This is a genomic window from Candidatus Binatia bacterium, from assembly GCA_036563615.1.
Taxonomy (GTDB): domain Bacteria; phylum Desulfobacterota; class Binatia; order UBA12015; family UBA12015; genus DATCMB01.
In genome coordinates, this window is the sequence record DATCMB010000006.1 from 17,929 (window position 1) to 42,930 (window position 25,002).

The 25,002-nt window shown below is 70.1% G+C and carries 26 protein-coding genes; 19 read left to right on the forward strand and 7 right to left on the reverse strand.

Going from position 1 to position 25,002, the window contains the following annotated elements:
• Positions 1-121 precede the first annotated feature (121 nt).
• Positions 122-1,108 (reverse strand): LLM class flavin-dependent oxidoreductase, encoded by a 987-nt coding sequence (locus VIS07_03010; protein ID HEY8514464.1) that lies wholly within the window; start codon positions 1,106-1,108, stop codon positions 122-124.
• 180 nt (positions 1,109-1,288) lie between these two features.
• On the opposite strand from VIS07_03010, the gene kdsB reads away from it, so the two are divergent.
• The 16 genes from kdsB (at position 1,289) to VIS07_03090 (ending at position 15,228) form a co-directional block, all read left to right on the forward strand.
• On the forward strand, positions 1,289-2,110 hold the full coding sequence (gene kdsB, locus VIS07_03015; protein HEY8514465.1) for a 3-deoxy-manno-octulosonate cytidylyltransferase: 822 nt from the start codon (positions 1,289-1,291) through the stop codon (positions 2,108-2,110).
• The gene (locus tag VIS07_03020; protein ID HEY8514466.1) at positions 2,103-3,785 is read left to right on the forward strand and encodes a CTP synthase; all 1,683 of its coding nucleotides are present in this window, start codon (positions 2,103-2,105) and stop codon (positions 3,783-3,785) included. Before kdsB ends, VIS07_03020 begins: the two co-directional genes overlap by 8 nt.
• Positions 3,782-4,627, forward strand: a complete 846-nt coding sequence (kdsA, locus tag VIS07_03025) for a 3-deoxy-8-phosphooctulonate synthase (protein HEY8514467.1) — start codon at positions 3,782-3,784, stop codon at positions 4,625-4,627. Before VIS07_03020 ends, kdsA begins: the two co-directional genes overlap by 4 nt.
• Complete coding sequence (locus tag VIS07_03030; GenBank protein HEY8514468.1) at positions 4,624-5,625, forward strand: KpsF/GutQ family sugar-phosphate isomerase; 1,002 nt, start codon at positions 4,624-4,626, stop codon at positions 5,623-5,625. Before kdsA ends, VIS07_03030 begins: the two co-directional genes overlap by 4 nt.
• Entirely contained in the window at positions 5,625-6,578 is a 954-nt protein-coding gene (locus VIS07_03035) for a lysophospholipid acyltransferase family protein (GenBank protein HEY8514469.1), read from the forward strand. Before VIS07_03030 ends, VIS07_03035 begins: the two co-directional genes overlap by 1 nt.
• Positions 6,579-6,669: 91 nt before the next feature.
• On the forward strand, positions 6,670-7,323 hold the full coding sequence (lptC, locus tag VIS07_03040) for an LPS export ABC transporter periplasmic protein LptC (GenBank protein ID HEY8514470.1): 654 nt from the start codon (positions 6,670-6,672) through the stop codon (positions 7,321-7,323).
• Between the two features lie 8 nt (positions 7,324-7,331).
• Positions 7,332-7,979, forward strand: a complete 648-nt coding sequence (locus VIS07_03045) for an LptA/OstA family protein (GenBank protein ID HEY8514471.1) — start codon at positions 7,332-7,334, stop codon at positions 7,977-7,979.
• 17 nt (positions 7,980-7,996) lie between these two features.
• Complete coding sequence (lptB, locus tag VIS07_03050; GenBank protein ID HEY8514472.1) at positions 7,997-8,758, forward strand: LPS export ABC transporter ATP-binding protein; 762 nt, start codon at positions 7,997-7,999, stop codon at positions 8,756-8,758.
• 21 nt (positions 8,759-8,779) lie between these two features.
• Entirely contained in the window at positions 8,780-10,291 is a 1,512-nt protein-coding gene (gene rpoN / locus VIS07_03055) for an RNA polymerase factor sigma-54 (GenBank protein HEY8514473.1), read from the forward strand.
• Positions 10,288-10,644, forward strand: a complete 357-nt coding sequence (gene raiA / locus VIS07_03060) for a ribosome-associated translation inhibitor RaiA (protein HEY8514474.1) — start codon at positions 10,288-10,290, stop codon at positions 10,642-10,644. Before rpoN ends, raiA begins: the two co-directional genes overlap by 4 nt.
• Positions 10,641-11,102 (forward strand): PTS sugar transporter subunit IIA, encoded by a 462-nt coding sequence (locus VIS07_03065; protein ID HEY8514475.1) that lies wholly within the window; start codon positions 10,641-10,643, stop codon positions 11,100-11,102. Before raiA ends, VIS07_03065 begins: the two co-directional genes overlap by 4 nt.
• Positions 11,103-11,177: 75 nt before the next feature.
• Entirely contained in the window at positions 11,178-12,128 is a 951-nt protein-coding gene (gene hprK, locus VIS07_03070) for an HPr(Ser) kinase/phosphatase (protein ID HEY8514476.1), read from the forward strand.
• On the forward strand, positions 12,125-12,991 hold the full coding sequence (gene rapZ, locus VIS07_03075; protein HEY8514477.1) for an RNase adapter RapZ: 867 nt from the start codon (positions 12,125-12,127) through the stop codon (positions 12,989-12,991). The genes hprK and rapZ overlap by 4 nt, the downstream gene beginning before the upstream one ends.
• Positions 12,992-13,066: 75 nt before the next feature.
• A complete protein-coding gene (locus VIS07_03080; GenBank protein ID HEY8514478.1) occupies positions 13,067-13,498 on the forward strand; it encodes a PTS sugar transporter subunit IIA in 432 nt (143 codons plus the stop codon).
• A 19-nt stretch (positions 13,499-13,517) separates the two neighbouring features.
• Entirely contained in the window at positions 13,518-13,784 is a 267-nt protein-coding gene (locus tag VIS07_03085) for an HPr family phosphocarrier protein (protein ID HEY8514479.1), read from the forward strand.
• 133 nt (positions 13,785-13,917) lie between these two features.
• Positions 13,918-15,228 (forward strand): OmpP1/FadL family transporter, encoded by a 1,311-nt coding sequence (locus VIS07_03090; protein ID HEY8514480.1) that lies wholly within the window; start codon positions 13,918-13,920, stop codon positions 15,226-15,228.
• A 6-nt stretch (positions 15,229-15,234) separates the two neighbouring features.
• Here the strand turns inward: VIS07_03090 and hemW are convergent, their stop codons facing one another.
• Entirely contained in the window at positions 15,235-16,419 is a 1,185-nt protein-coding gene (hemW, locus tag VIS07_03095; protein HEY8514481.1) for a radical SAM family heme chaperone HemW, read from the reverse strand.
• A 126-nt stretch (positions 16,420-16,545) separates the two neighbouring features.
• Here hemW and VIS07_03100 point away from each other — a divergent pair, with 126 nt between their 5' ends.
• Together VIS07_03100 and VIS07_03105 are read left to right on the forward strand one after the other, a co-directional pair.
• On the forward strand, positions 16,546-17,445 hold the full coding sequence (locus tag VIS07_03100; protein HEY8514482.1) for an ATP-binding cassette domain-containing protein: 900 nt from the start codon (positions 16,546-16,548) through the stop codon (positions 17,443-17,445).
• Between the two features lie 3 nt (positions 17,446-17,448).
• On the forward strand, positions 17,449-18,324 hold the full coding sequence (locus VIS07_03105) for an ABC transporter permease (protein ID HEY8514483.1): 876 nt from the start codon (positions 17,449-17,451) through the stop codon (positions 18,322-18,324).
• 34 nt (positions 18,325-18,358) lie between these two features.
• Here the strand turns inward: VIS07_03105 and lexA are convergent, their stop codons facing one another.
• Together lexA and mltG are read right to left on the reverse strand one after the other, a co-directional pair.
• A complete protein-coding gene (gene lexA / locus VIS07_03110; protein ID HEY8514484.1) occupies positions 18,359-18,979 on the reverse strand; it encodes a transcriptional repressor LexA in 621 nt (206 codons plus the stop codon).
• A 67-nt stretch (positions 18,980-19,046) separates the two neighbouring features.
• Positions 19,047-20,111 (reverse strand): endolytic transglycosylase MltG, encoded by a 1,065-nt coding sequence (gene mltG, locus VIS07_03115; GenBank protein ID HEY8514485.1) that lies wholly within the window; start codon positions 20,109-20,111, stop codon positions 19,047-19,049.
• A gap of 443 nt (positions 20,112-20,554) precedes the next feature.
• Here mltG and VIS07_03120 point away from each other — a divergent pair, with 443 nt between their 5' ends.
• Positions 20,555-21,787, forward strand: coding sequence for a peptidoglycan DD-metalloendopeptidase family protein (locus tag VIS07_03120; GenBank protein HEY8514486.1), 1,233 nt, complete (start codon positions 20,555-20,557; stop codon positions 21,785-21,787).
• Between the two features lie 48 nt (positions 21,788-21,835).
• On the opposite strand, the gene VIS07_03125 is transcribed toward VIS07_03120, so the two are convergent.
• From VIS07_03125 to purD, 3 genes are read right to left on the reverse strand one after another with little or no spacing between them, the layout of a single operon-like run.
• The gene (locus VIS07_03125) at positions 21,836-23,059 is read right to left on the reverse strand and encodes a DUF1015 domain-containing protein (protein ID HEY8514487.1); all 1,224 of its coding nucleotides are present in this window, start codon (positions 23,057-23,059) and stop codon (positions 21,836-21,838) included.
• Positions 23,060-23,068: 9 nt separating this feature from the next.
• The gene (locus VIS07_03130) at positions 23,069-23,692 is read right to left on the reverse strand and encodes an L-threonylcarbamoyladenylate synthase (protein HEY8514488.1); all 624 of its coding nucleotides are present in this window, start codon (positions 23,690-23,692) and stop codon (positions 23,069-23,071) included.
• Positions 23,689-24,996, reverse strand: a complete 1,308-nt coding sequence (gene purD, locus VIS07_03135; protein HEY8514489.1) for a phosphoribosylamine--glycine ligase — start codon at positions 24,994-24,996, stop codon at positions 23,689-23,691. The genes VIS07_03130 and purD overlap by 4 nt, the downstream gene beginning before the upstream one ends.
• Positions 24,997-25,002: the final 6 nt, after the last annotated feature.

Genomic DNA, 25,002 nt, shown 5'->3' on the forward strand with positions numbered 1-25,002 from the left:
CGCGTGTGCTGATCGTCGGGCGCGCGTAGTCGTCGTCGCTGCGCTGCCTGCAGAACGAGCAGGCACGTCCCGGCGCGGGTGCGCACCGGGACGCATCGTCAGCGCGGCGCGAGCTTCGGCGTCAGCGCGGCGCGAGCGCCTCGAGCGTTCGCCACATGACCGCCTCGTCGGGGTAGAACGCCGAGATCATCGGCGTCGTCACGCCGGCCTCGCGGAAGGCCTCGATGCGCTCGCGGCACTCCTCGGCGCTGCCGATGATGCCGATGCGGTCGAGCATGTCGTCGGTCACGCCGGCGGCGACGCGCGCGCGGTCCTTCGCCTGCCAGCCGGCGAGGATCTCCGCGGCTTCCTTGTCGAAGCCGCACCAGGCGACGAAGCGGTTGTAAACCGAGGTCGCGAAGTACGGCCCGAACGCGGCGCGCAGCACGGCACGCGCGCTCGCCTTGTCGTCGGTCACGCAGGTCTGGAAGCGGGCGACGATCTCGAGCGAGGAGGGATCCTTGCCCGCGCGCGCGGCGCCGGCGCGGATGTGCTCGATCATGCGCGGCACGACCTCGACCGGCATCATGTTGAGCGTCACGCCGTCCGCGATCTCGCCGGCGAGCTCGAGCATCGGCGGCATCAGCGCGCCGACGTGGATCGGGATCGGCGGCTGCGGCGTGCGCATCAGCAGGCGGTAGCCGTGCGACGACAGCGTGCGGCCGGAGAAGTTGGTGCGCTCCCCGGCGAGGATCTGACGCACCGTGGTCACCGTCTCGCGCACGCGCGTGAGCGGACGACGGAACGGGATGCCGCTCCAGTTCTGCACGATGTTCTCGCTCGACGCGCCGATGCCGAGGATGAAGCGTCCGGGCGCGAGCTCCGCGCACGACGCGGCGGCGCCGGCGATCACCGGCGGCGTGCGCGTGTAGGCGGGAATCACCGCGGTGCCGATGCGCACGCGCGACGTCACCGCGGCCGCCGCCGCTGCGACGACGAACGGATCCGGTCCGCCGACGTCCGCGATCCACAGGCTCTCGTAGCCGAGCTCCTCCGCGCGCTGCGCGACACGCTGTGACATCTTCATGTCCGGAGGAGCCGGCAGACTCGCAGCAATCCGTCCCGCCATGCGGCACCGCTTACCATTGCGAGGCGCGGAAGCGAACACGCGGCGCGGTGACGACGCGAAAGTGCGCGTCGCTCAAGGCGTCCGGGGCGACGTTGACAGGCTACTCACCCCGGGTGCTACAAGGGCCTCCCGTAGCGTCGATCATCTTGACGCGCCTCACGGGGAGCCATCGAGCATCGCATGTCGGTCGTCGTCGTCATACCTGCACGCTATGGCTCGACCCGCCTCCCGGGGAAGGCGCTCGCCGAGATCAACGGCAAGCCGATGATCGTGCACGTGCTGCGTCGCGCGGAGCTCGCGCGCGGCGTCGATCGCGTGCTGGTGGCGACGGACGACGAGCGCATCGCGGTCGCGGTCGAGCGTGAGCGTGGCGAGGTCGTGATGACGAGCCCGAGCCACGTTTCGGGAACCGATCGCATCGCGGAGGTGGCGAGCAATCTCTCCGCCGACATCATCGTCAACGTGCAGGGCGACCTGCCGATGCTCGAGCCGGGCTACATCGAGGCCGCGGTCGCGGCGCTCGAGCCGTCCGCAGAGGTGGCGGGCGAGACGACGCCGCCGACGCCGTCGATGTCGACGCTCGCGACGCCGCTCGCGCCGGGCGAGGCCGAGCGCCCACAGGTGGTCAAGGTGGTTCGTGATCGCTTCGGCGACGCGCTGTACTTCTCGCGCAGCCCGATTCCGTGGGGCGTGAAGCCGGAAGACGGCGTCGCGGGGGAAGCGCCGATCGCGCTGCGCCACATCGGGCTCTACGCCTATCGCAGGCCATTTCTCCTCGGGCTCGCCAAGCTCGCGCCGACGCCGCTCGAGAGGGCGGAGAAGCTCGAGCAGCTCCGCGTGCTCGAGCACGGCCAGTCGATCCGCGTCGCGATCGTGGAAGCGAGCCCGGCGATGATCGAGGTGGACACGCCGGAGGACCTGGAACGGGTACGCGCGCTGTTCGCCACGCGCCCGGGCCGGGAGGGGACGGGGACCGCAAACCTGCGGGAGCGACATGGCTGAGCGCGGGTCGAGGCAAGGCAAGACAAAATTCATCTTCATCACCGGCGGCGTGGTGTCGTCGCTCGGCAAGGGGCTCGCGTCGGCGTCGATCGGCGCGCTGCTCGAAGCGCGAGGACTGCGGGTCACGCTGATCAAGATGGACCCGTACATCAACGTCGATCCCGGGACGATGAGCCCCTTCCAGCACGGCGAGGTGTTCGTCACCGACGACGGCGCGGAAACCGACCTCGATCTGGGTCACTACGAGCGATACGTCTCGACGCCGATGGGGAAGATGAACAACTTCACCACCGGCAAGATCTACTACGCCGTGATCCAGAAGGAGCGCCGCGGCGAGTACCTTGGCGGCACGGTGCAGGTGATTCCCCACATCACCGACGAGATCAAGTCGCGCATCCTCGCCGCCGCCGAGGGCTACGACATCGCGATCGGCGAGATCGGCGGCACCGTCGGCGACATCGAGAGCCTGCCGTTCCTCGAGGCGATCCGTCAGTTCCGCTGGGATCGCGGCAAGGAGCACGTGCTGTACGTGCACCTGACGCTCGTCCCCTACATCGCGACCGCCGGCGAGGTGAAGACCAAGCCGACGCAGCACAGCGTCAAGGAGCTCACCGGGCTCGGCATCCAGCCCGACATCCTGCTGTGCCGCACCGAGCGTCCGCTCGACCCGAAGATCAAGTCGAAGATCGCCCACTTCTGCAACGTCGAGGAGAACGCGGTCATCACCGCGCGCGACGTGAGCTCGGTCTACGAGGTGCCGCTCGAGCTGCACGCGGAAGGGCTCGACGAGCGCATCGTCGAGAAGCTCAACATCTGGACCGCGGCGCCGAGCCTCGGCCGCTGGCGCAAGCTGGTCGCGACCATCAAGGGCGCGCGCGAGCGCGTCAAGGTCGCGATGGTCGGCAAGTACATCGAGCTCTCCGACTCCTACAAGAGCCTGAACGAGGCGCTCGTGCACGGCGGCGTCGCGAACGACGTCGGCGTCGACATCATTCCCATCGACTCGGAGCGCGTCGAGACGGAGGGCATCGTCGAGGAGATCCGCTCGGCGGACGCGATCCTCGTGCCGATGGGCTTCGGGCCGCGCGGCACCGAGGGCAAGATCGCGACCGTCAAGTATGCGCGCGAGAACGGCGTGCCGTACCTCGGCATCTGCTTCGGCATGCAAATGGCGGTGATCGAGTTCGCGCGTCACGTCTGCGGCCTCGAGGGCGCCAACTCGACGGAGGTCGATCCCGACACGCCGCACCCGGTGATCACGCTGATGTCCGAGCAGCGCGAGGTGGTCGACAAGGGCGGGACGATGCGCCTCGGCGCCTTCCCGTGCACGCTCGAGGCGAACTCGCTCGCCGCCCGCGTCTACGGCAAGCGCAAGATTTCGGAGCGGCATCGCCACCGCTACGAGTTCAACAACGAGTACCGCGAGCTGCTGCAGAAGCACGGGCTGGTGTTCTCCGGGCTGTCCCCGGACGGCAAGCTGGTCGAGATGATCGAGCTGCCCAACCACCCGTGGTTCCTCGCGAGCCAGTTCCACCCGGAGTTCAAGTCGCGCCCGCTCGACTGCCATCCGATCTTCAAGAGCTTCATCCGCGCGGCGATCGACCATCGCGACCGGGTGTCGGGGCACCAGCCGGAGCTGCTGTCGAGCGTGGCCGCCGCGGGATCCGGAAGGTGAGCAGGCGGGTCGAGGTCGGACCGCTCAGCATCGGCGGCGGCGCGCCGCTCACGATCATCGCCGGCCCGTGCGTCGTCGAGAGCCGCGACTCGGCGCTGCGGCACGCCGAGCGTCTCGCCGCGCTCGCGCGCGAGCTGGGCATGCCGCTGATCTTCAAGGCGTCCTACGACAAGGCCAACCGCACGTCGCGTGACTCGTTCCGCGGCCTCGGACGCGACGAGGGCCTCGCGATCCTCGCCGAGGTGCGCGACGCGACCGGTCTGCCGGTGCTCACCGACGTGCACGAGCGCGAGGACGTCGCGGCGGTCGCGCAGGCGGTCGACGTGCTGCAGACCCCGGCCTTTCTCTGTCGCCAGACGGACTTCATCGAGGCCGTGGCGCGCTCGGGCAAGCCCGTCAATCTCAAGAAAGGTCAGTTCCTCTCGCCGTGGGAGATGAAGCACGTCGTCGAGAAGGCGCGCGCGACCGGCAACGAGAAGCTGCTGGTCACCGAGCGCGGCGCGAGCTTCGGCTACCAGAACCTGGTCTCGGACATGCGCTCGCTGGTCGTGCTCGCGGAAGCCGGCTTCCCGGTGGTGTTCGACGCGACGCACAGCGTGCAGCTGCCCGGCGCCGCGGGCACCGCGTCGGGCGGGCAGCGCGAGTTCGTGCCGGCGCTGGCGCGCGCCGCGGTCGCGGTCGGGGTCGACGCCGTGTTCCTCGAGGTGCACGAGGACCCGCCGCGCGCGCTGTCGGACGCGGCGACGTCGTACCCGCTCGACCAGCTGCCGGGGCTGCTGCGCACGCTGCGCGCGCTCGACGCCGTGGCGCGCGAAGCGCGCGCGACGGGGGAGGGCGCGTGAAGGGACGCGCCGAGCCGCAGCGCGACCCGCGCGCCACGGTCGACGCCGATCTCGCGAGCGCGCGGCGCACGCTCGCGATCGAGATGCGTGCGCTCGAGGCGCTCGCCGCGCGTCTCGGCGAGGAGTTCTCGCGCGCCGTCGACGTGATGGCCGACTGCCAGGGCAAGGTGGTGGTGAGCGGTCTCGGCAAGTCGGGGCTCATCTGCCGCAAGATCGCCGCGACGCTCGCCTCGACCGGGACGCCGGCGCTCTTCCTGCACGCCGCCGAAGGTCTGCACGGCGACATCGGGATGCTCACCCGCGGCGACGTGCTGCTCGCGGTGTCCTACAGCGGCACGACGGACGTCGTCGCGCTGGTGCCGCCGGCGCGTCGGCTCGGTCTGCCGGTGATCGCGGTGTGCGGTGACCTCTCGTCGCCGCTCGCGCGCGCCGCGGACGTCGTGCTCGACGTGAGCGTCGCGGAGGAAGCGTGCCCGCTCGGGCTCGCGCCCACCGCGAGCACCACCGCGACGCTGGCGCTCGGCGACGCGCTCGCGATCGCGCTCCTCGAGCGGCGGCAGTTCAGCGCCGAGGACTTCGGCTCGCTGCATCCCGGCGGCGCGCTCGGGCGTCGCCTGATGCGCGTCGACGAGCTGATGCACACGGGCGACGAGATGCCGCTCGTTCCCGCCGACGCCGACATGCGCACCGCGCTGCGCGAGATGTCGGCCAAGCGCCTCGGTCTGACGGGCGTGATCGCGCCCGACGGCGCGCTCGTCGGCATCATCACCGACGGCGACCTGCGCCGCGCGATCGAGGCGCACGGCGACCTGCTGCGGTTCTCCGCGGGCGACCTGATGACGCGCAGCCCGAAGACCGTGCCCGCGGGAGCGCTCGCCGAGAGCGCGCTCGCCTTGATGGAGCAGCACTCGATCACGTCGCTGTTCATCGTCGAGGCCGACGGCCGCCCGGCGGGCGTCGTCCACATGCACGACCTGCTGCGCGCTGGCGTCGTCTGATGGCGCGCCGCTATCGCGCGGCATATCGCGCCGGTCGGGACCGCGCGCTGGTCGCGCTGCTGCGCGGCGCGCGCAGCATGCTCGGCGCGCTCGGGCTCGAGCGCGGACTGCGCCTCGCCGACCGCGTCGGGGCGCTCGTGCCGCGCATCCTGCCCGAGGTGCGAGAGCTGTCGCTCGAGCACCTGGCGCTCGCGCTGCCCGAGCTCGGTCGCGACGCGCACGAGCGTCTCGTGCGCGACATGTTCCGCGGCCACGCGCGCTCGGTGATCGAGATCGTGCGGATGGCGGACCTCGCGGCGCGCATCGACGACGTGGTCTCGACCGAGGGCGTGGAGATCCTCGACGAGGCGCTCGCCGCGGGACGCGGCGTGATCGCGGTCACCGGCCACATCGGCAACTGGGAGCTGCTCGCGGCGTACTTCGGGATGCACGGCTACCCGGTGACGGTCATCGCCACGCCGGTGAAGGGCGAGCGGCTCAACGCCGAGAACATCGCGCTGCGCGCGCAGTTCGGGGTCGAGACCGTGCTGCGCGACGGACCGGGGGCGTCGCGTCGGATCCTGCGCACGCTGAAGAACGGCCGCATCCTCGCGATCCTCATGGACCAGGCGACGCGCGGGCAGGCCGTGCAGGTGCCGTTCTTCGGCCGCCCGGCGTGGACTCCGATCGGCCCGGCGCTGCTCGCGCAGCGCACCGGCGCGCGCGTGATCGGCGCCTTCATCCACCGCCTGCCCGACGGCCGCCACCGGATCTCGATCCGACGACCCGAGCTGCCGGCCGCGACCGGCGGCGACGTCGCGTCGCGCGACGCCTGGGTCGAGGCCGCGACCGCGTCCTTCACCGCGCTGATCGAGCAGGAGATCCGCCGCCGGCCCGACGAGTGGGTCTGGTGGCACCGCCGCTGGCGCGAGATGCCGAAAGATCGTCCGCGCGACGCCGTGGTCGCGGCGTAAATCGCTAACTCTGCGAATTTCATAGGAAAATGAAGCTTTACTCGGTCGGTACCGCGTGGTATCGAAATTGCGTGTCGCCGGAGAGGAGCGCGTGCAGCGAAGCCACGTCAGGCTGGCGTTGATCGTCGCGGTGATGCTGGCGCTCGCCGGCCTGGGCTTCGTCCTCGGCCGCACGCTCGTCGCCCAGCAGGTCGCCGAAGCCCCGCCGCCACCCGATCTCGAGCCCGACGTATCGCAGCGGATGAAGGAGTTCCGGCGCGTCAAGGTCAAGGATGGGCGGAAGGTGTGGGAGCTGACGGCCCGCGAGGCCGAGTACTTCGCCAGCAAGGGTGAGGTCGTGGTCGAGGAGCCGAAGCTCGCCTTCTTCACCGACGACGGGCGCAACGTCGCGGTGACCGGCCACCAGGGCAAGATCCAGCTCGACGGCGGCAACGTGAAGCAGATCGAGCTCGACGGTGGGATCGACGTCACCGTGGGGGAGTATTTCCTTCAGACCGACCGGGCGATCTACGTCGAGAGCCTCAACGCGATCGTCGCGCCGGGCGACGTGAGCCTCACGAGCCCGGAGATCTCGCTCGCCGGAAACACGATGGTGCTCGACATCCCGTCGCAGCGTGTTCTCTTTGCGAAAGGAGTGACCACGACCTTTCAGGGCGAGAAGGGCGACGGCCCGGACGGCAAGATCCAGCAGCCGGCGGCCGCGGTGCCGCAGGCGGCGCGGGTCGCAGCGGTGGTGGTGCCATGAGGCGTGCGATGACCGGGAGCGAGCGGCTCGCGCGCACGCTGCTCGTCGCCGCCGTGGCGCTCGTTTTCCCGAGCGCCGGCGCGCGTGCCCAGGCGGCGCCGCAGACGCCGGCGCCGGCCGCCGACGAGAAGAAGTCCGAGACCGGCTTTCTCGGCGATCTCTCGCTCTCTTCGCGCAACGAGCCGATCGTCGTACGCTCGAATCAGCTCGAGTTCGACTATCAAGCAAACAAGGTGATCTACCGCGGCGAAGTGAACGTGCAGCAGGGAGACCTTGCGATCGACTGCAAGGAGCTCGTGGTGAACCTCGCCCGCGACGAGCAGAGCGACAGCATGGAGCTGCGCGACGTCACCGCGGTGGGCGACGTGGTCATCACCCAGGGCGAGCGCAAGGCGACCGGCGGCAAGGCGATCTTCGATCAGCAGAAGCGGCAGATCGTGCTGCTCGAGAACCCGGTGCTGCACGACGGTCCGAACGAGGTCACGGGCGACCGTCTGGTGGTCTACCTCGACGAAGGACGCAGCGTCGTCGAGTCGAGCCCGCAGAAGCGCGTGTCGGCGATCCTCTACCCGAACAGCAGGAGCGGCAGCGCGCTGGACGTCGACGGCAGCAAGCGCGCCGAGGCGAGCGCGGGTGCGCAGGGGGCCGGACGGTGAGCGCGGTCGCCTTCGGCATGACCGGCCCCGGACCCGCGGTGGGACGCGCGCGCGGACAAGCCGTGCTGCGCGCGAACTCGCTCGAGAAGTCCTACGGACGCCGTCGCGTGCTGAAGTCGGTGTCGGTCGAGGTCCATCCGGGCGAGGTGGTCGGTCTGCTCGGTCCGAACGGCGCCGGCAAGACGACGACCTTCTACTGCGTCGTCGGGCTCACGCGTCCGGACAGCGGCTCGGTGACGCTCGGCGACAAGGAGCTCACGCGCGAGCCGATGTTCCGTCGCGCGCGTCACGGCATCAGCTACCTGCCGCAGGAGCCGTCGGTGTTCCGCGGCCTCACCGTGGCGCAGAACATCGAAGCCATCCTCGAGACGTTGCCGCTCACCACCGAGCAACGTCGCGCGCGCCTCGAGGAGCTGCTCGAAGAGCTGTCGATCTCGCACCTCGCAAACGCCAGCGCGAGCTCGCTGTCGGGCGGCGAGCGGCGACGGCTCGAGATCACGCGCGCGCTGGTGATCGCGCCGTCGTTCATCCTGCTCGACGAGCCGTTCGCCGGGATTGATCCAATTGCCGTGATCGATATTCAGAACATCATCGTGCAGCTCAAAGAGCGAGGCATCGGTGTGCTGCTGACCGATCACAACGTGCGGGAGACGCTCGGCATCTGCGACCGCGCGTACATTCTCAACGAAGGCACGATCCTCGAGGAGGGCGATCCAGAGACCATTGCCGCGAGCCCGAAGGCGCGCGAAATTTATCTGGGCGAGCGGTTCCGCCTCTGAGCGGAGCGAGCAGTCGGACCAATGGCATACGAGCAGAAGATCGGACTTTCCCGCAGGCTCACGCAAAGCCTCGTCATCACCCCGCAGCTCAAGCACGCAATCAAGATCCTTCAGCTCTCGCGCGCGGATCTGGAAACCCTGGTGCAGGAGGAGGTCGAGCAGAATCCGACGCTCGAGGAGGTCGCGGAGGGACAGGAGGATCGCGAGGCCGAGATCGAGGACGTGACGCCCGACGAGCGGATGCCCGAGCTCATCGATCCGGTCTCCGGCGAAGAGCCGCTCCCGCCCAAGGACGAGACGCCGACCGAGCTCGCTCCCGAGGAATCGAACCTCGGTGACATCAACTGGGACGAGTACCTCTCCGACTACGCGAACAACTTCACGCAGGGATCGCTGTCGGCCGGCAGCGGCAGCGACTACGACGAGGACAAGCGTCCGAGCATCGAGAACACGCTGACGCGCGCGTCCTCGCTCGCCGACCACCTCACCTGGCAGCTCCGCATGGGCGACTTCACGCAGCAGGAGCAGGCGCTCGGTGACGTGCTGATCGGCAACCTCGACGACAACGGCTACCTCGAGGTGTCGCTCGAGGACGCGGCCTTCGAGGCCGGCGTCGATCTCGAGTTCGCGGAGAAGACGCTGCGCAAGCTGCAGGACTTCGATCCGCCCGGCGTGTTCGCGCGCGACCTGCGCGAGTGCCTGCTGATCCAGCTCCGTCAGCTCGGCCAGGAGGACTCGCTCGCGGCGAAGATCGTCGCCGACCACCTGTCGCTGGTCGAGGCGAAGCGCTTCGACAAGCTCGCGAAGGAGCTCAAGGTCAAGCTCGAGCAGGTCGCGGAAGCCGTCAAGGTGATCTCGTCGCTCGAGCCGAAGCCTGGCCGCAACTACTCGAACACCGAGACGCGCTACGTCACGCCCGACGTCTTCGTGCACAAGATGGACGGCGAGTACGTCGTGTCGCTGAACGACGACGGGCTGCCGCGGCTGCGCGTGAGCAACAGCTACCGTCGTCTCCTCGCCGACGCCGACGGCGCGCCGGACGCGAAGAGCTACATCCGCGAGAAGCTGTCCGCGGCGCAATGGCTGATCCGCTCGATCCACCAGCGTCAGAGCACGCTGTACAAGGTCACGAACTCGATCGTTCGCTTCCAGCGCGACTTCTTCGACCACGGCGTCAAGGCGCTGCGTCCGCTCGTGCTGAAGGACGTCGCCAACGACATCGGCATGCACGAGTCGACGGTGAGCCGCGCCACCGCGAACAAGTACGTCCACACCCCGCAGGGCACCCTCGAGCTCAAGTACTTCTTCACCTCGAGCATCCGCTCGACCGACGGCGAAGGCGTCTCTGCCGAGTCGGTGAAGGAGAAGATCCGGAGCATCATCGAGTCGGAGGACCCGCGCCGGCCGTACAGCGATCAGCACATCGCGCAGGCGCTCGCCTCGGAGAACATCGAGATCGCGCGCCGCACGGTGGCGAAGTACCGCGAGATCATGGGGATCTTGCCGTCTTCGAGACGGAGGCAGATGGCGTGAAGACGAAATCCGTGCCGATTACCGTGACGTTCCGCCACATCGCTCCGAGCGACGCGCTGCGCAGCTACGCCGAGAAGAAGCTGAAGCACGTGGCGCTGATGCCCGGCATCGTCGACGCGCACGTGACCCTCACGGCGGATGCGCACCGTCGCCAGTCGGCCGAGATCGTCCTGTACGGCTCGCACTCGGTCTTGAAGGCGGTCGAGGAGACGGACGACCTGTACGCGGCGATCGATCTCGCGGTGGCGAAGATCGACGCGCAGGTCCGGAAGGCACGCGGGCGGGTGATCCAGGCGCCGCGTCGCGGCTCGGCGGCGGTACGCCGCTCCGGAGCTTCGGCGGCGCCGGCATGACCATCACCGACATCCTCACCGCCGACCGCGTCCTGCCGGAGCTCAAAGGCACCACGAAGGAAGCGGTGCTGCAAGAGCTCGCCGGGCTGCTGAGCCGCGAGATCCCGCACGCCGACGCCGACAAGCTGGTGTCCGTGCTGCGCGAGCGCGAGCGCCTCAACAGCACGGCGATCGGCGACGGCATCGCGATCCCGCACGGGCGACTGTCGGGCACGCGCAGCGTCGTCGCGGGCTTCGCGCGCAGCACGCAGGGCGTCGACTTCGACTCGGTCGACCGCCGCCCGACGCACCTCTTCTTCGTCCTGATCGCGCCCGACGACGCGGCCGCGATGCACCTGAAGGCGCTCGCCCGCATCTCGCGGCTCCTCAAGGACAAGGCCTTCCGCGAGAAGCTGCTCGCGCTGAAGACGCGCGAAGAGCTCTACGATGCGATCGTCGCCGAAGACGCGAAGTTCTGACGGCAAGCGTCCGCCGTCGCTTGCAGCTCTGAGGCGCCACGCTGCACGTGGCGAGGGGGCTCGCATCCTCGCATCGTGAACGTCTCGGTTCCCGTCCGCGAGATGCTCTCGCTGCGCGGCTCGCTCAAGCTCAAGCTGGTGGCGGGCGCCGGCGGGCTGTCTCGCACGATCGAGGCGCCGCGCGTGCAGAAGCCGGCGCTCGCGCTCGCGGGCTACCTCGACCAGCTCCACCCCGGTCGCGTGCAGGTGCTGGGCAACGCCGAGGTCGGCTACATCGAGCGTCTCTCGCCCGCGCAGGCGGAGCGCGCCGTCACCGCCGTCTGCCGCTCGCCGGTCGCGTGCTTCGTCGTCACCAACGGCAACACGCCGCCCGAGGCGCTGCGCCGCGCCGCCGCGCGCTACCGGGTGCCGCTGTTCACGACGGAGCAACGTACGGCGACCGCGATCCGCTCGATCGCGCGCTGGCTCGAGGAGCGCTTCGCGCCCGAGACGCTGGTGCACGGCGTGCTGGTCGAGGTGTTCGGACTCGGCGTCCTGCTGCTCGGCAAGAGCGGCGTGGGCAAGAGCGAGGCGGCGCTCGCGCTGCTGAACCGCGGTCACCGGCTGGTCGCGGACGACGTGGTGCGCGTCCGTGAAGCGCCGCCCGGCACGATCAAGGGACGCTGTGCCGAGGGTCTGCGCCAGCACCTCGAGATCCGCGGCATGGGCGTGCTCAACGTCGCCGATCTCTTCGGCACGCTCGCGACGCTCGACGAGGCGCCGATCGACCTGATGATCGAGCTGCTCGACCAGCACGAGGACGTGAAGCTCGAGCGCCTCGGCCTCGAGGACCGCCACGGGACGCTGCTCGGCGTCGAGATCCCGTACCTGCAGATCCAGCTCCGCGCGGGTCGTGACGTCGCGACCATCATCGAGGTCGCGACGCGCAACCAGATCCTCAAGATGCGCGGCATCCACGGCGCGCGACGCTTCGTCGCGAACGTCGATCGCAACTTGCGCCGCGCGGCACAGCGAGGTCAGGGGTGACGCCGTCGTTGCGCGTCGAGGTGATCACGGGTCTCTCGGGGTCGGGCAAGACGACCGCCCTGCAGGTGCTCGAGGACCTCGGCTACTACTGCATCGACAACCTGCCGGCCGAGCTGATCCCGCGCTTCGTCGAGCTGTGCGAGGGCAGCGAGGAGATTTCGCGCGTCGCCTTCGGCGTCGACTCGCGCACGCGCGAGTTCCTCGACCGCGTGCCCGGAGCGCTCGACGAGGTGCGCTCGCGCGGCCACAAGGTCGAGATGATCTACCTCGAGGCGGGCGACGACACGCTGGTGCGTCGCTTCAGCGAGACGCGCCGTCCGCACCCGCTCGCCGAGGGCAGCGACGTGCTCGGCGCCATCGCGCGCGAGCGCGAGCTGCTCGCCAACCTGCGCGCGCACGCCGACCGCATCCTGGACACGAGCCCGTTCACGGCGCAGCAGCTGCGCGCCGAGCTGCGCGGCATCTTCGCGCGCGACGCGGCGGGCGCCTCCTCGCTGCAGGTGGCGCTCGTGTCGTTCGGTTACAAGTACGGCCTGCCGGCCGACGCGGACCTGGTGTGGGACGTCCGCTTCCTGCCCAACCCGTTCTACGTCGAGGACCTGCGGCCGCTGACCGGTCTGAACGCGCCGGTCGCGGACTACGTCCTGCGCCACCCGGCGACGCAGGAGTTCCTCGACCTCGTCGGCCGCTACCTGCGCTTCGCGCTCCCCTGGTACGAGCGCGAGGGCAAGAGCTATCTCACGGTCGCGCTCGGCTGCACGGGCGGGCGCCATCGCTCCGTCGTGCTGGTCGAGCGTCTGGGCCGCATGTTACAGGAACAGCGTGTCGGCCACTCGATCCGTCACCGGGACGTCGATCGCTGAGGGGCAGAGGTGGAGAGCCGTCAGCCGATACCGCGTCACCGAGACAGCGACGGCGGCCGGGAGGCGAAGGAAGCCATGGCAGTAGCCGCAAGGGGCACCCAGCGGGTGCCGGTCGGTGTGGTGGTGGTGGGACATGGGCGCATCGCCGCCGAGATGGTCGAGACGCTGCACAGCGTCGTCGGCGACGTCGACGCGGTGGAAGGCGTCGCCTGCACGCCCGACGAGGGCCCGGAGCCGATCCGCGCGCGGGTCGGCGAGGCCATCGAGCGCGTCGACCGCGGCGCCGGGGTCATCGTCCTGACCGACATGCTCGGCGACACCGCGTCGAACGTGAGCCTGCAGATCGCGGCGTCGCGGCCCGACGTCGAGGTCGTCGCGGGCGTCAACATGCCGATGCTCGTGAAGCTCACCACCTCGCGCTTCGACACCTCGGCGCACGCGCTCGCGAACTTCATCCGCCGCTACGGCCAGGACCACATCTTCTGGCCGACTGGTACCAACCCCTGATCGACGAGACCGTCCGGGCGTGCGCCGCACCTTCACCATCCAAAACAAGCTGGGCTTGCACGCCCGTGCCGCGGCGCAGCTCGTGAAGCTCGCCGAGCAGTTCACCTCCGAGGTCCGGATCGGCAAGGACGACCAGGTGGTGAACGGCAAGAGCATCATGGGTCTGATGATGCTCGCCGCGAGCGAGGGCTCGACCATCGAGGTCGAGGCGATCGGCGACGACGCCGAGCAGATGCTCGACGCGATCGGCGAGCTGATCGCGAAGAAGTTCCACGAGGAGCATTAGCGCTCGTTCACGCAGCTCGTCCGTCCGGCGAGCGAAGTTTTCCCCTGCCTCCTCTTGCCATTGAAGGCGGACGCAGGTCTGTTGGGGCCCAGATCGCACGCGTTCGGGTCCGACGACCCAAAGGGGGAGGGACATGAGGAGGGCAGCACGGGCGAGCTTGGCTCTCGTGGCGAGCGTGGTGGCGCTCGCCGTCCTGCCGCACGTCGCGCAGGCGTCGGGATTCTTCCTGCTCGAGCAGAGCGCCCGCTTGCAGGGCACGTCGTACGCGGGCACCGCGGCGCTCGCCGACGACGCGACCACCGTCTACTACAACCCGGCCGGCATGAGCCGGATCAAGAACTGGAGCTTCGCGCAGTCCGGCTACCTGGTGTCGATCCAGTCGGAGCTCGAGAACGCGACCGCGACCAACTTCGGTCAGCCGGTGACCGGTCCCAACGGCCGCAACAGCGCCGGGGCGGGAACCGACAGCGCGGTCGGCGCCACGATGGCCGCCAAGCGTCTCACGGACGAGCTCGTCGTCGGCTTCGCGTTCACCGTCCCGTTCGGTCTCGCCTACGAGTACGGCAACGCGTCGATCGCGCGCTTCACCGCGACCAAGTCGAAGCTCGTCACCTACAACATGCAGCCGAGCTTCGCGTACGAGTTCTATCCCGGCATCTCGATCGGTGCGGGCTTCGACATCATCTACGCCGACGTCGCGCTCAACCAGAAGCTGCAGCCGCCCGGCTTCGAGGAGATGAACGTCCGTCTGCAGGCCGACGACTGGACGTTCGGCTGGAACGCGGGAGTCCTGTGGGAGATCACCGAGGACTACCGCATCGGCTGGGCGTACCGCTCACCGCTCGTCTTCGGGCTGCGCGGCACGGCCAAGGTGTCGCCCAACCCGCTGTTCGACTCTCTGCAGAACGCGAAGGCGACGGTGACCTTCCCCGACACCTGGACGCTGAGCGGCGTCGCCCGCGTCCATCCCCAGTGGCAGATCCTCGGCGACCTGCAGTGGATCCACTGGGCGCGCATCCAGGACGTCAACGTGATCTTCCAGCCGCGCGGCACCGGCCAGGGACAGGCCCTCCTGCCCAACCAGACGCTGCCCTTCGGCTTCCGCAACACCTTCCGCGGCGCGCTCGGCGCCGAGTACTTCCACGACGAGGAGTGGACTTTCCGCGGCGGCGTCGGCTTCGATCAGGCGGCGTCGACCGATCGCACGCGCACCGCGCGACTCCCGGACGCGAACCGCATCCTGCTCTCGGTGGGCATCGGCTACAACTTGACGCGCCACATGGCGATCGACGTCTCGTACACGCACATCTTCATCCCCGGTCACCCGAAGATCGACCAGGTGGGCACCGGCACGACGCTCACCGGCGAGTACAGCTCGAGCGTCGACCTGTTCGGTTTGCAGCTCACCTTCACGTTCGACGAGGGGCTGCCGTTCATCTCGTGACGCGCGTCAGAGGAACGTCGCGAAGACGCTGTCGGCGACGAGCAGACCGCGCGTCGTGAGGCGCAGCCGTCCCGCGTCGCTCCACTCCGCGAGCCCGTCCGCGACCAGCTCGGCGACGTGCGGGAAGGCGTCCTCGAGCGGCTCGCCGAAGCGGGACGCGAACCTCTGCGGATCGAGCCCGCGGCGCTCGCGCAGCCCGAGCCAGCAGGCCTCGCCCATCGCCTGCGCGCGCGTCAAGCGCTCCTCGAGCGCACCGACCGCGGTACCACGCGCGCGTACCGCCTCCATGTAGCGGTTCGGGTCGCGCAGGTTCTCCCAGCGCGCGCCCCACGACGCGTCGGGATCGCGGTCGTGCGGCGTGCGCGGCGCGAACGAGTGCGCGCCCGCGCCGAGCCCGAGGTAGGGGATGCCGCGCCAGTAGGCGAGGTTGTGGCGCGCCTCGCGTCCCGCGCGCGCGTAGTTCGAGATCTCGTACTGCGCGTAGCCCGCGTCGGCGAGGCGCTCGCGCACGAGCTGGTAGAGCGCGACCTCGAGCTCCTCGCTCGCGCGCGCGATGCGTCCCGCCTCGAGCTCGCGGTGCATCGCGGTGCCCTTCTCGTAGGTCAGGTTGTAGGCCGAGACGTGCTCGGGCGCGAAGGAGATCGCCTGTGCGAGGTCGAAGGCGCAGGCGTCGAGGTCCTCGCCCGGCACCGCGTAGATCAAATCGAGCGACAGGTTGTCGAAGCCGGCGGTGCGCGCGCCGCGCAGCGCGCGCACCGAGTCGTCGACCGTGTGCCTGCGTCCGAGCGCCTCGAGCAGCTTCGGCTGGAACGATTGCACGCCGATGGAAAGCCGGTTCACGCCGGCCTCGCGGAAGCCCGCGAGCCGCGCCTCGTCGACGGTGCCGGGATTCGCTTCGAGCGTGATCTCGACGTCGCCGGCGACCGCGACCCGATCGCGCACCTCGCGCAGCAGCCGCGCGATCGTCCGCGGCGCGAACAGCGACGGCGTGCCGCCGCCGAAGAAGATGCTCGTCACCGTCGCGCCTGCGAACGGCTCCTCGCGCACGCGGTGCGCGAGCTCCGCGATCAGCGCGCCTGCGTACTCTTCCTCCGGCCAGGCGCGCGCCGCGTAGGAGTTGAAGTCACAGTAGGGACACTTGGCGAGGCAGTAGGGGATGTGCAGGTAGAGCGCGACCTCTTGGCTGGTCACTTTCGGGACGCTACCGTCGCTCGGGTGGAGCCGCAACCGAGCAACGCTTCCGCGGCCCCGCGCGTCGCGAGCGCGACGTCCGTCATCCCCACCGAAGCGTCGAGCCCCGCGCGTGACGCCGTCGTCGTGGGACGCGGCGTCTACAAGGAGTACTCGGGTCGCGCCGTGGTGTGCGGAATCGACTTCACCGTCGAGCGCCGCGAGTGCGTCGGCTTTCTCGGCCCGAACGGCGCCGGCAAGACCACGACGATCCGCATGATGACCTGCCAGTCGCCGCTCGGCGGCGGCGAGATCCGCGTCTTCGGCATGCCGGTCGGGCCCGCGTACGAGCGCGCGATCAAGAGCCGGCTCGGCGTGGTGCCGCAGGACGAGAACCTCGATCCCGACCTCGGCGTGCTGACCAACCTGCTCGTCTACGCGAGCTACTTCGGCATCCCGCGCGCGCTCGCGAAGGCGCGCGCCGAGGAGCTGCTGACGCTGTTCGCGCTCGCCGATCGCAAGGACGCGCGCATCGACACGCTGTCGGGCGGCATGAAGCGGCGGCTCTCGATCGCGCGCGCGCTGATCAACGAGCCGGAGCTGCTGGTCCTCGACGAGCCGACCACCGGCCTCGACCCGCAGGCGCGGCATCTCGTGTGGGAGAAGCTGCGCGAGCTCCGACGCCGCGGCACCACGATGCTGCTCACCACGCACTACATGGAGGAGGCGGCGCAGCTCTGCGATCGTATCCTGATCATCGACGGCGGCAAGATCATCGCGGAGGGCACGCCGCGCGAGCTGATCCGTCGCTACGCCGGCAAGGAGGTGTTCGAGGTGTTCGCGCCCTACGACGCCTCGCTTCCCGAGCGCGCGTCGCGGCTCGCGTCGCGCGCCGAGGCGACGGCGGATGCGCTGCGCCTCTACCTCGACGAGGGCGACGACCCGAGGCCGCTGCTCGAGGCGCTCGCGGGCTGCGACTTCCTGCACCGCGCGGCGAACCTCGAGGACGTCTTTCTGCGCTTGACCAAGCGCGAGCTGCGCGACTGAGAGATGACGAGCATCGGAGCACCCGGCGCCACCGTCGCCGCGACCAGCGAAGACCACGTTCCGCGCGTCGCCGCCCCCGGCGGCCACGACGGCGTTCCGTCCGCGGCGCCGACCGCAGGACTCGACCTGCGCAGCGTCGTGCGCGTCACGCGGCGCAACTTCCTCTCGTGGCGGCGCTTCTACCGCGCGAGCCTGGTGAGCTCGCTCGGCGACCCGCTGCTGTTCCTCTTCGGCATCGGCTGGGGGCTCGGACGCTTCGTCGGCGACATCGAGGGCTATCCCTACGCGCAGTACGTCGCGTCGGGAATCATCGCGTCGTCGGTGATGAACGTCGCGACCTTCGAGACCACGTTCTCGAGCTTCGCCCGCATGCGCGAGCAGCGCACCTACGAGGCGATCCGCGCGACCCCGGTGTCGCTCACCGAGATCATGGGCGGCGACATCCTGTGGGCCGCGTGCAAGTGCCTGCTGACGGCGACCATCATGACGCTCGTGCTGCTCGTCGCGGGGCTGCTCGCGAGCCCACTCGCCGCGGCGCTGCCGGTCGCGGGCTTCCTCATCGGTCTACCGTTCGGCGCGATCGGGATGTGCGTGACGGCGCGCGCGCAGTCGTGGGACTTCTTCACCTATTACTTCACGCTCGGCGTCTCGGTGATGTTCTACTTCTCCGGGATCTTCTTCCCGATCGCGGCGATGCCCCTCGCGCTGCAGGCGATCGGCTGGGCGCTGCCGCTCTCGCACGGTGTCGCGATCACGCGCGCGCTCGCGCTCGGCGAGCTGCACCCGATGCTGCTCGTGCACGCGGCGGTGCTGGCGGTCTACTTCGTCGTGCCGTTCCGCCTCGCGGTGCGCTGGATGCACCGTCGCCTGGTGACGTGACGCGAGCCGAGCGGGGTGGGTCGAACGCGCGCGCTCAGTAGCGGCGCATCAACGCGACCACGACGCCGCGGATCTCGAGATCCTGCTCGCTGCAGATGATCGGCGCGACCTGGTCGTTCGCCGGCTGCAGGCGGATGCGGCCGCCGCTCTCGCGGTAGAAGCGCTTGATCGTCGCGGCGCCGTTCAGCACCGCGACCACGGTCTCGCCGTTGTCCGCGACCGAGCGGCTCTCGACGATCACGAGGTCGCCGTCGAGGATGCCGTCGTCGCGCATCGAGTCGCCGCTCACCTTGAGGACGAAGCTCTCGGGCTTGCGCACCAGGTCCTCGGGAACCGTGACCTGCTCGTCGAGCACCGCCTCGATCGGACGTCCCGCCGCGGCGATGCCGAGCAGCGGCAGCTCGACCGCTTCCGCGCGGCGCTTGCGCGGCACCACCTCGAGCGCGCGGCTCATCCCCGAGCGGCGGCGGATGAAGCCCTTGCTCTCGAGGTTGGTGAGGTGCTTGTGGACGGTTGCGAGCGACGTCAAGCCAAAGTACTTGCCGGTCTCGTCGAGCGTGGGCGCAAAACCGTTGCGCCGGATGTAGCCCTCGATGAAGTCGAGCAGCTCCTTCTGGCGCTTGGTCAGCGTGACGATCTCGCGCTCTCGATCCACGCGCCGCGAAGAGTAGGCGAAACCCATGGTGGTGGCAAGCGGCTCTGCGCGCATCGCACGAAGAATTTCAGCGCTTGCCGTTCGCGGCCGCTGCGGCCGGAGGCGTGTCGCGCGGCGTCGGCGACGTCCGGTTGCCGCGCTGCCAGCGGTTCACGGCGCGCTGGTGCCCGGCCAGCGTGTCGTTGAACTCGTGCGTCCGGTCGTTGCGCGCGACGAAGTACAGTGCGGTTACGTTCGGCGCCGGTCGCACCGCTGCCTCGATCGACGCACGGCCCGGATTGCAGATCGGGCCCGGCGGCAGACCGGGGATGACGTAGGTGTTGTACGGCGTGGCGCGCGTGAGGTCCGCCGTGCGAATGCGTCCCGCGGGTCGATCGGTGACGCCGTAGAGCACCGTCGGATCCGACTGCAGCGGCATGCCGCGCTTGAGGCGGTTGTGAAACACCGCCGAGATCATCGGTCGCTCCTCCGCGATCGCCGCCTCCTTCTCGATGATCGACGCGAGCGTCACCGCTTGATCGACCGTCAAGCCACGCTCCTTCGCGGCCTCGACGAGGTCCGGCGTCATCATCTTGCGAAAGCGCGCCGTCATGCGTCGGATGATCTCCTCCGCGGGGACGTCGCGCTCGAAGGCGTACGTGTCGGGAAAGAGATAGCCCTCGAGGCGCGGCACCGGCAGATCGAGCGTCTTGAGGAACGCTTCGTCCTTCGCGAGCTCGCGGAAGCGTTGCATGTCGCCGATGCCCGCGCGCTCGAAGACGAGCGCCGTCTCCTCGACGGTGAGACCTTCGGGCACGGTGACCATGCGCAGGCGCTGACGACCGCTCACGAGCGCCGCGAGCACCTCCGCCGCGGTCGTGCCGCCCGTGAGCTCGTACTCGCCGCTGCGGATGCGACGGTCGTCGCCGCGCCAGCGCGCGAGCAGCGCGAAGGTGCGCGCGTCGGGAATCGCACCCGCGTCCTCGAGACGTCGCGCGAGAGCCGAGAACGGCTCGCCACGTCTCACCTCGACGACGAGCGGCGGCGAGAACTTCTCGCTGCGCCAGCCGAACGTCAAGTAAAAAACCAGCGCGCCGGCGAGCACGGCGAGCGACGTGCCCGCGACGACGAGGAGGACGATGCCGCGTCTCATCGCTCTCGGCTCACCATATCGGTGGCCGGATGGGGCGGCCACCGCGGGCCGCGGGCGCGCAGGAGCGCCTTATCTGGCGCTCAGGGGTTGACATCCGAAACCCCAACTGACAGCAAAGACGGCACTCTTGAGGGGAGGAGTCACCGCTGCAGCCGCGCGCACCACTGCCGGCAGCACGTCGTGTGTTTCGCGTGTTGTTGGCCGCGCTCGTGCTCGGACTGCTGTTCGGCATTCCCGAGCCCGCGCACTCAATAGACGGATCTGAGTCGGCGTTTCGTACACGGACGTCTGCGCCGCGCAAACGAACGCCTACGAAGGCCCGCGATGCGGAAGCGCCCCCCCGTTCTGCTCGAGCACATCTCGACGGCAAATCGTTAGAACAACCGGTTGCGCTCGCCGCGCTGCGCGAGCTGCAGCCGGAGCGCGGCCGCATCGTAAATCTCATGCGGCCGATCACCGACGTTTCTTCCGCGGAGCTCTTCCCTCTCGACGGTGACACGCTGCGCACGTACGGCGGCTCGCAGTTCATCGAGCGTCACGTCACGGTGCGTCGTGGCGACACCTTCGCGGGACTGCTGCAGCTCTTCGACGTCGGCGCCGGCGAAGCGAACGAATGGCATCGCGGCACGCGTGACACCTTCAACCTCTCGCGGATCAGCCCGCGTCGCTCGTTGACGCTGTTCTTCGAGCGCGACTCGGGCGAGCTCGCGGCGCTCGAGTACCGGATCGACGCGATGAACGTGCTGATCGCCGAGCGCGGCGCCGACCGCGAGATCCGCGCGCGCATCGCGCGCATTCCGTCGGCGACGGAGTACCGCGCGATCGCCGGCACGCTCGAAACCAACATGGCGGCCGACTGCGCGCGCGCCGGCATCTCGCAGCGCATCATCGCCGAGCTCGCCGACATCTTCGCCTGGGAGCTCGACTTCGAGAAGCTGCAGCGCGGCGACACGTTCCGCGTCGTCTACGAGGTGGCGATCGGCGAGGACGGCGAGGTCGTGCAGACGGGTCGCATCCTCGCGGCCGAGATCGGCACGCGCGGCCGCGTGCACACCGCGATCCTGCACACCGCGGAGGACGGCACGCAGGCGTATTACGACCTCGAAGGACGCTCGCTCGACCGCGGCCAGCTTCGCTACCCGCTCGAGTTCACGCGCATCTCCTCGGGCTTCAGCACGTCGCGCCTGCACCCGGTGCTCGCGCGCCGTCGTCCCCACTACGGCGTCGACTTCGCGGCGCCGCAGGGCACGCCGGTGCGCGCGATCGCGGATGGCGTCGTGACGCACGCGGGCTGGCAAGGTCAGCTCGGGCGTGCGGTGCGCATCGATCACGACGCGCCCTCGCCGTACGAGTCGGTGTACGGGCACCTGTCGCGCATCGCGAGCAACGTGCGCGTCGGACGCAAGGTGCGCCGCGGCGAGATCATCGGCTACGTCGGCCGCACCGGCCTCGCGACCGGACCGCACCTGCACCTCGAGCTCAACATCGACGGCAAGCCGGTCGATCCGCTCGGCGTGCTGGTCGCGCGACGGCCGCTCGACCGTCAGCCGGGTCCGAAGTTCGACCGCGAGCGCATGCTGCTCTTGACGGCGCTCGACGCCGTGGAGAGCGGCGGCCCGGTACGCTTGACGCGCCTGACCGAGCCCTTCTCGCTGCCGCGGACGCAGCTGCAGTGAGCCCGCCGCCGCGCGCACGCGGCGGCTCGAGCTCACACGCTCGCTCCCTCAATCGAGCTCGTGGAACGCGAGCCCGGTGACCACCTTCGGGTGAAAGTAGGTCGACTTCTGCGGCATCGTCAGCCCGGCGCGCGAGATCGCGAGCACGTCGGCGACGCGCGGCGGCGGTAGCAGCACAGCGAGATCGGTCGTGCCGCCGGCGATCGCGTCGAGCGCCTCGCGGTCGTCGTGCGTGTAGGTGAAGCGGTCGGCCGGGATGCCGGGCAGCACGGCCTCGTGCAGGAAGGACACGTCGAGCGCGCGCAGCTCGGGCGCGAGCTTGTCGAGCGGCGTGCGCTCGGTCGCCTCGACGAGCCAGCCGCGGCTCGTCCCGCGACGCAAGAGCCCGACGCGGCGTCGCCCGTTCGTCGTCGTCGCGATCGTGCGCGCGAGCGTCGTCGCGTCGTCGACCTCGGTGACGCTGCAGGTGTCACGCAGGCGCGCGAGCAGCTCGTCGTGCGCGGGCGCGTCCTGCAGCAGCCGGTGCGTGGGCAGCACGACGAGCCCCGGATCGAGCGTCGAGCAGAGGTAGGTCATCACGTAGTCGTAGGCGTGCGGACGGCTCTCGTCGGTCTCGCTCGCGCGCCGCTCCTCGCGGTAGTTGAGCGCGGTCTCGTAGCGGTGGTGGCCGTCGGCGATGAAGATCTGCTGCGACGCGACGCGCTCGACGAGCCGGTCGACGATCTCACGCTCGGTACAGCGCCACAGGCGGTGACGGATGCCGGTGCGATCCTCGAAGCTCGCGATCGGCGTGCGCCCTTCGACGAGCGACGCGAGCTCGAGCTTCGCCTCGACGAGACCGAAGATCGGGCTCAGGTTGGTGCGCGTCGCGCGCACGAGGTTCAGCCGATCGGCCTTCGGGGCGGCGAGCGTGCGCTCGTGCGGCAGGACCACGCCCGCGGAGAACGGCTGCAGCTCGAGCGCGACCAGCACGCCCCAGCGCTCGTGCGTCTCGTCGTGCACCGTGAAGCGCTGCGCGTAGATCAGGAACGAGGGCTCGGCGTCCTTCGCGAGCCAGCCGCGCTGCTTCCACTCGGCGAGCAGCGCGGCGGCGACGCGGTAGGGCTCGTCCCCCGCCGGTAGCTCGAGGTGCACGGCGTTGGCCGGGCTCGAGCGCGCGAGACGCTCGCGCTCGCTCGCGTCGATGACGTCGTAGGGCGGGGCGACGAGCTCGCCGAGCGGGCCGGCGGCTTCGGTGTAACGCAGGGCGGGAAAGGGACGAATGACTGCCACGATGACTCCTCAAACGGGTGGGGTGCCGCCGGTTGCGGCGCTGCGCAACGCGCCCTCGAGCGCGTCGCGCGCGATCGCGCCCTCGCGCAGGACGCGCAGCGGCGGCCCTGGGTCGACGAGCGTCGACGGCGCGCCGGCGATGGTCCCGCCGTCGAGATAGGCGGCGACCGCGTCGCCGAAGTACGCGCGCGCCGACGCGACGTCGCGCGCGGGCTCGCGCCCGGCGGGATTCGCGCTCGGCGCCGCGATCGGACGCCCGAGCTCTTGCGTCAAGCGTCGCGCGAGCGGGTGGCTCGAGACGCGCGCGCCGATGCGACCGTCGACGACGAGTGGCGCCGGCAAGCCTGGCCGGGCGCGAAACAGGATGGTCAGCGGACCGGGCCAGAAGGCGGCCGCGAGGCGGCGCGCGTCGTCGCCGACCTCGTCGGTGACGAGCGACAGCATCGCTGGATCGGCGACCAGGACCGCGAAGCCCTTGTCCGCGCCGCGTTGCTTGACGTCGGCGAGACGCGCCACGGCGCGCGGATCCAGCGCGTCGCAGCCGATGCCGTACAGCGTCTCGGTCGGGAAGACCACGAGCTCGCCCGCGCGCAGCGCTGCCAGCGCGGCAGCGAAGCTCGCGTCCGTGCTCATCGGTTGCGTCCCGCGGCGAGACGTCGCACGGCGTGCGCGCCGATGTCGGTCCGCATCTGCAAGCCGGGGAAGCGGACGTGCCGCGCGGCCTCGTAGGCGCGCGCGATGGCCGCCTCCAGCGTGTCGCCGAGCGCGCTCACGCCGAGCACGCGGCCGCCGTCGGTGACGATCGCGCCGTCGTCGCGCCGCTTCGTGCCGGCGTGGAAGACGATCGCGTCGGGAACGCGCGCGGCCTCGTCGAGGCCCTCGATCACCGCACCCTTCTCGACGCTCCCGGGGTAGCCTGGAGCCGCGATCACGACGCAAGCCGCGGCGCGCGGCTCCCATGCGAGACGCAGCTCGCCGACGCGGCCGTCGATCACCGCGTCGCAGGCATCGACCAGGTCGCTCTGCAGACGCAGCATGAGCGGCTGGCACTCCGGATCGCCGAAGCGGACGTTGAACTCGAGGACGCTCGGCACGCCGTCGTCGATCATCAGCCCGGCGTAGAGCACGCCCTTGTAGACGATCCCGCGCTTGCGCAGCGTCGCGACGAGCGGGCGCAGGATCTCGTCCATCACCCGACGCTCGACCTCGGGCGTGACGACCGGCGCGGGCGAGATCGCGCCCATGCCGCCGGTGTTCGGACCCTCGTCATTGTCGCGCAGGCGCTTGTGGTCCTGCGAGGAGGCGAGGGCGACGACGTCGGTGCCGTCGGTGAGCGCGAGGAAGGAAGCTTCCTCGCCGCGCAGGGTCTCCTCGATGACCACGCACGCGCCCGCTTCGCCGACGACGCGCGTGCGCATGAGCTGATCGATCGCGTCGAGCGTCGCCTCGACGGTCGTGCTGACGATCACGCCCTTGCCGGCCGCGAGCCCGTCCGCCTTCACCACCATCGGCTTCTGGCGCGACAGGACCCATGCGCGCGCCTCGTCAGGGTCCGTGAACGTCCGCGACTCCGCGGTGCGCACGCCGGCCTCGCGCATGACGTCCTTCGCGAACGCCTTGCTGCCCTCGAGGCGCGCGGCCTCGCGCGTCGGTCCGAAGGCGCGCAGACCGCGCGCCTGGAGCTCGTCGACCAGGCCCAGCGTCAGCGGCAGCTCGGGGCCGACCACGGTGAGGCCGATGCGGTTCTTCTCGGCGAAGTCCGCGAGACCTTGGACGTCGTCGACGGCGATCGGCACCAGCTCGGCGATCGCCGCGATGCCGCCGTTGCCCGGCGCGCAGTACAGACGGTTCACGCGCGGCGACGCGCGCAGCTTCCACGCAAGCGCGTGCTCGCGGCCGCCGGAGCCGACCAGCAGGACGTCGATCGTGCTCGCCACGGCTCG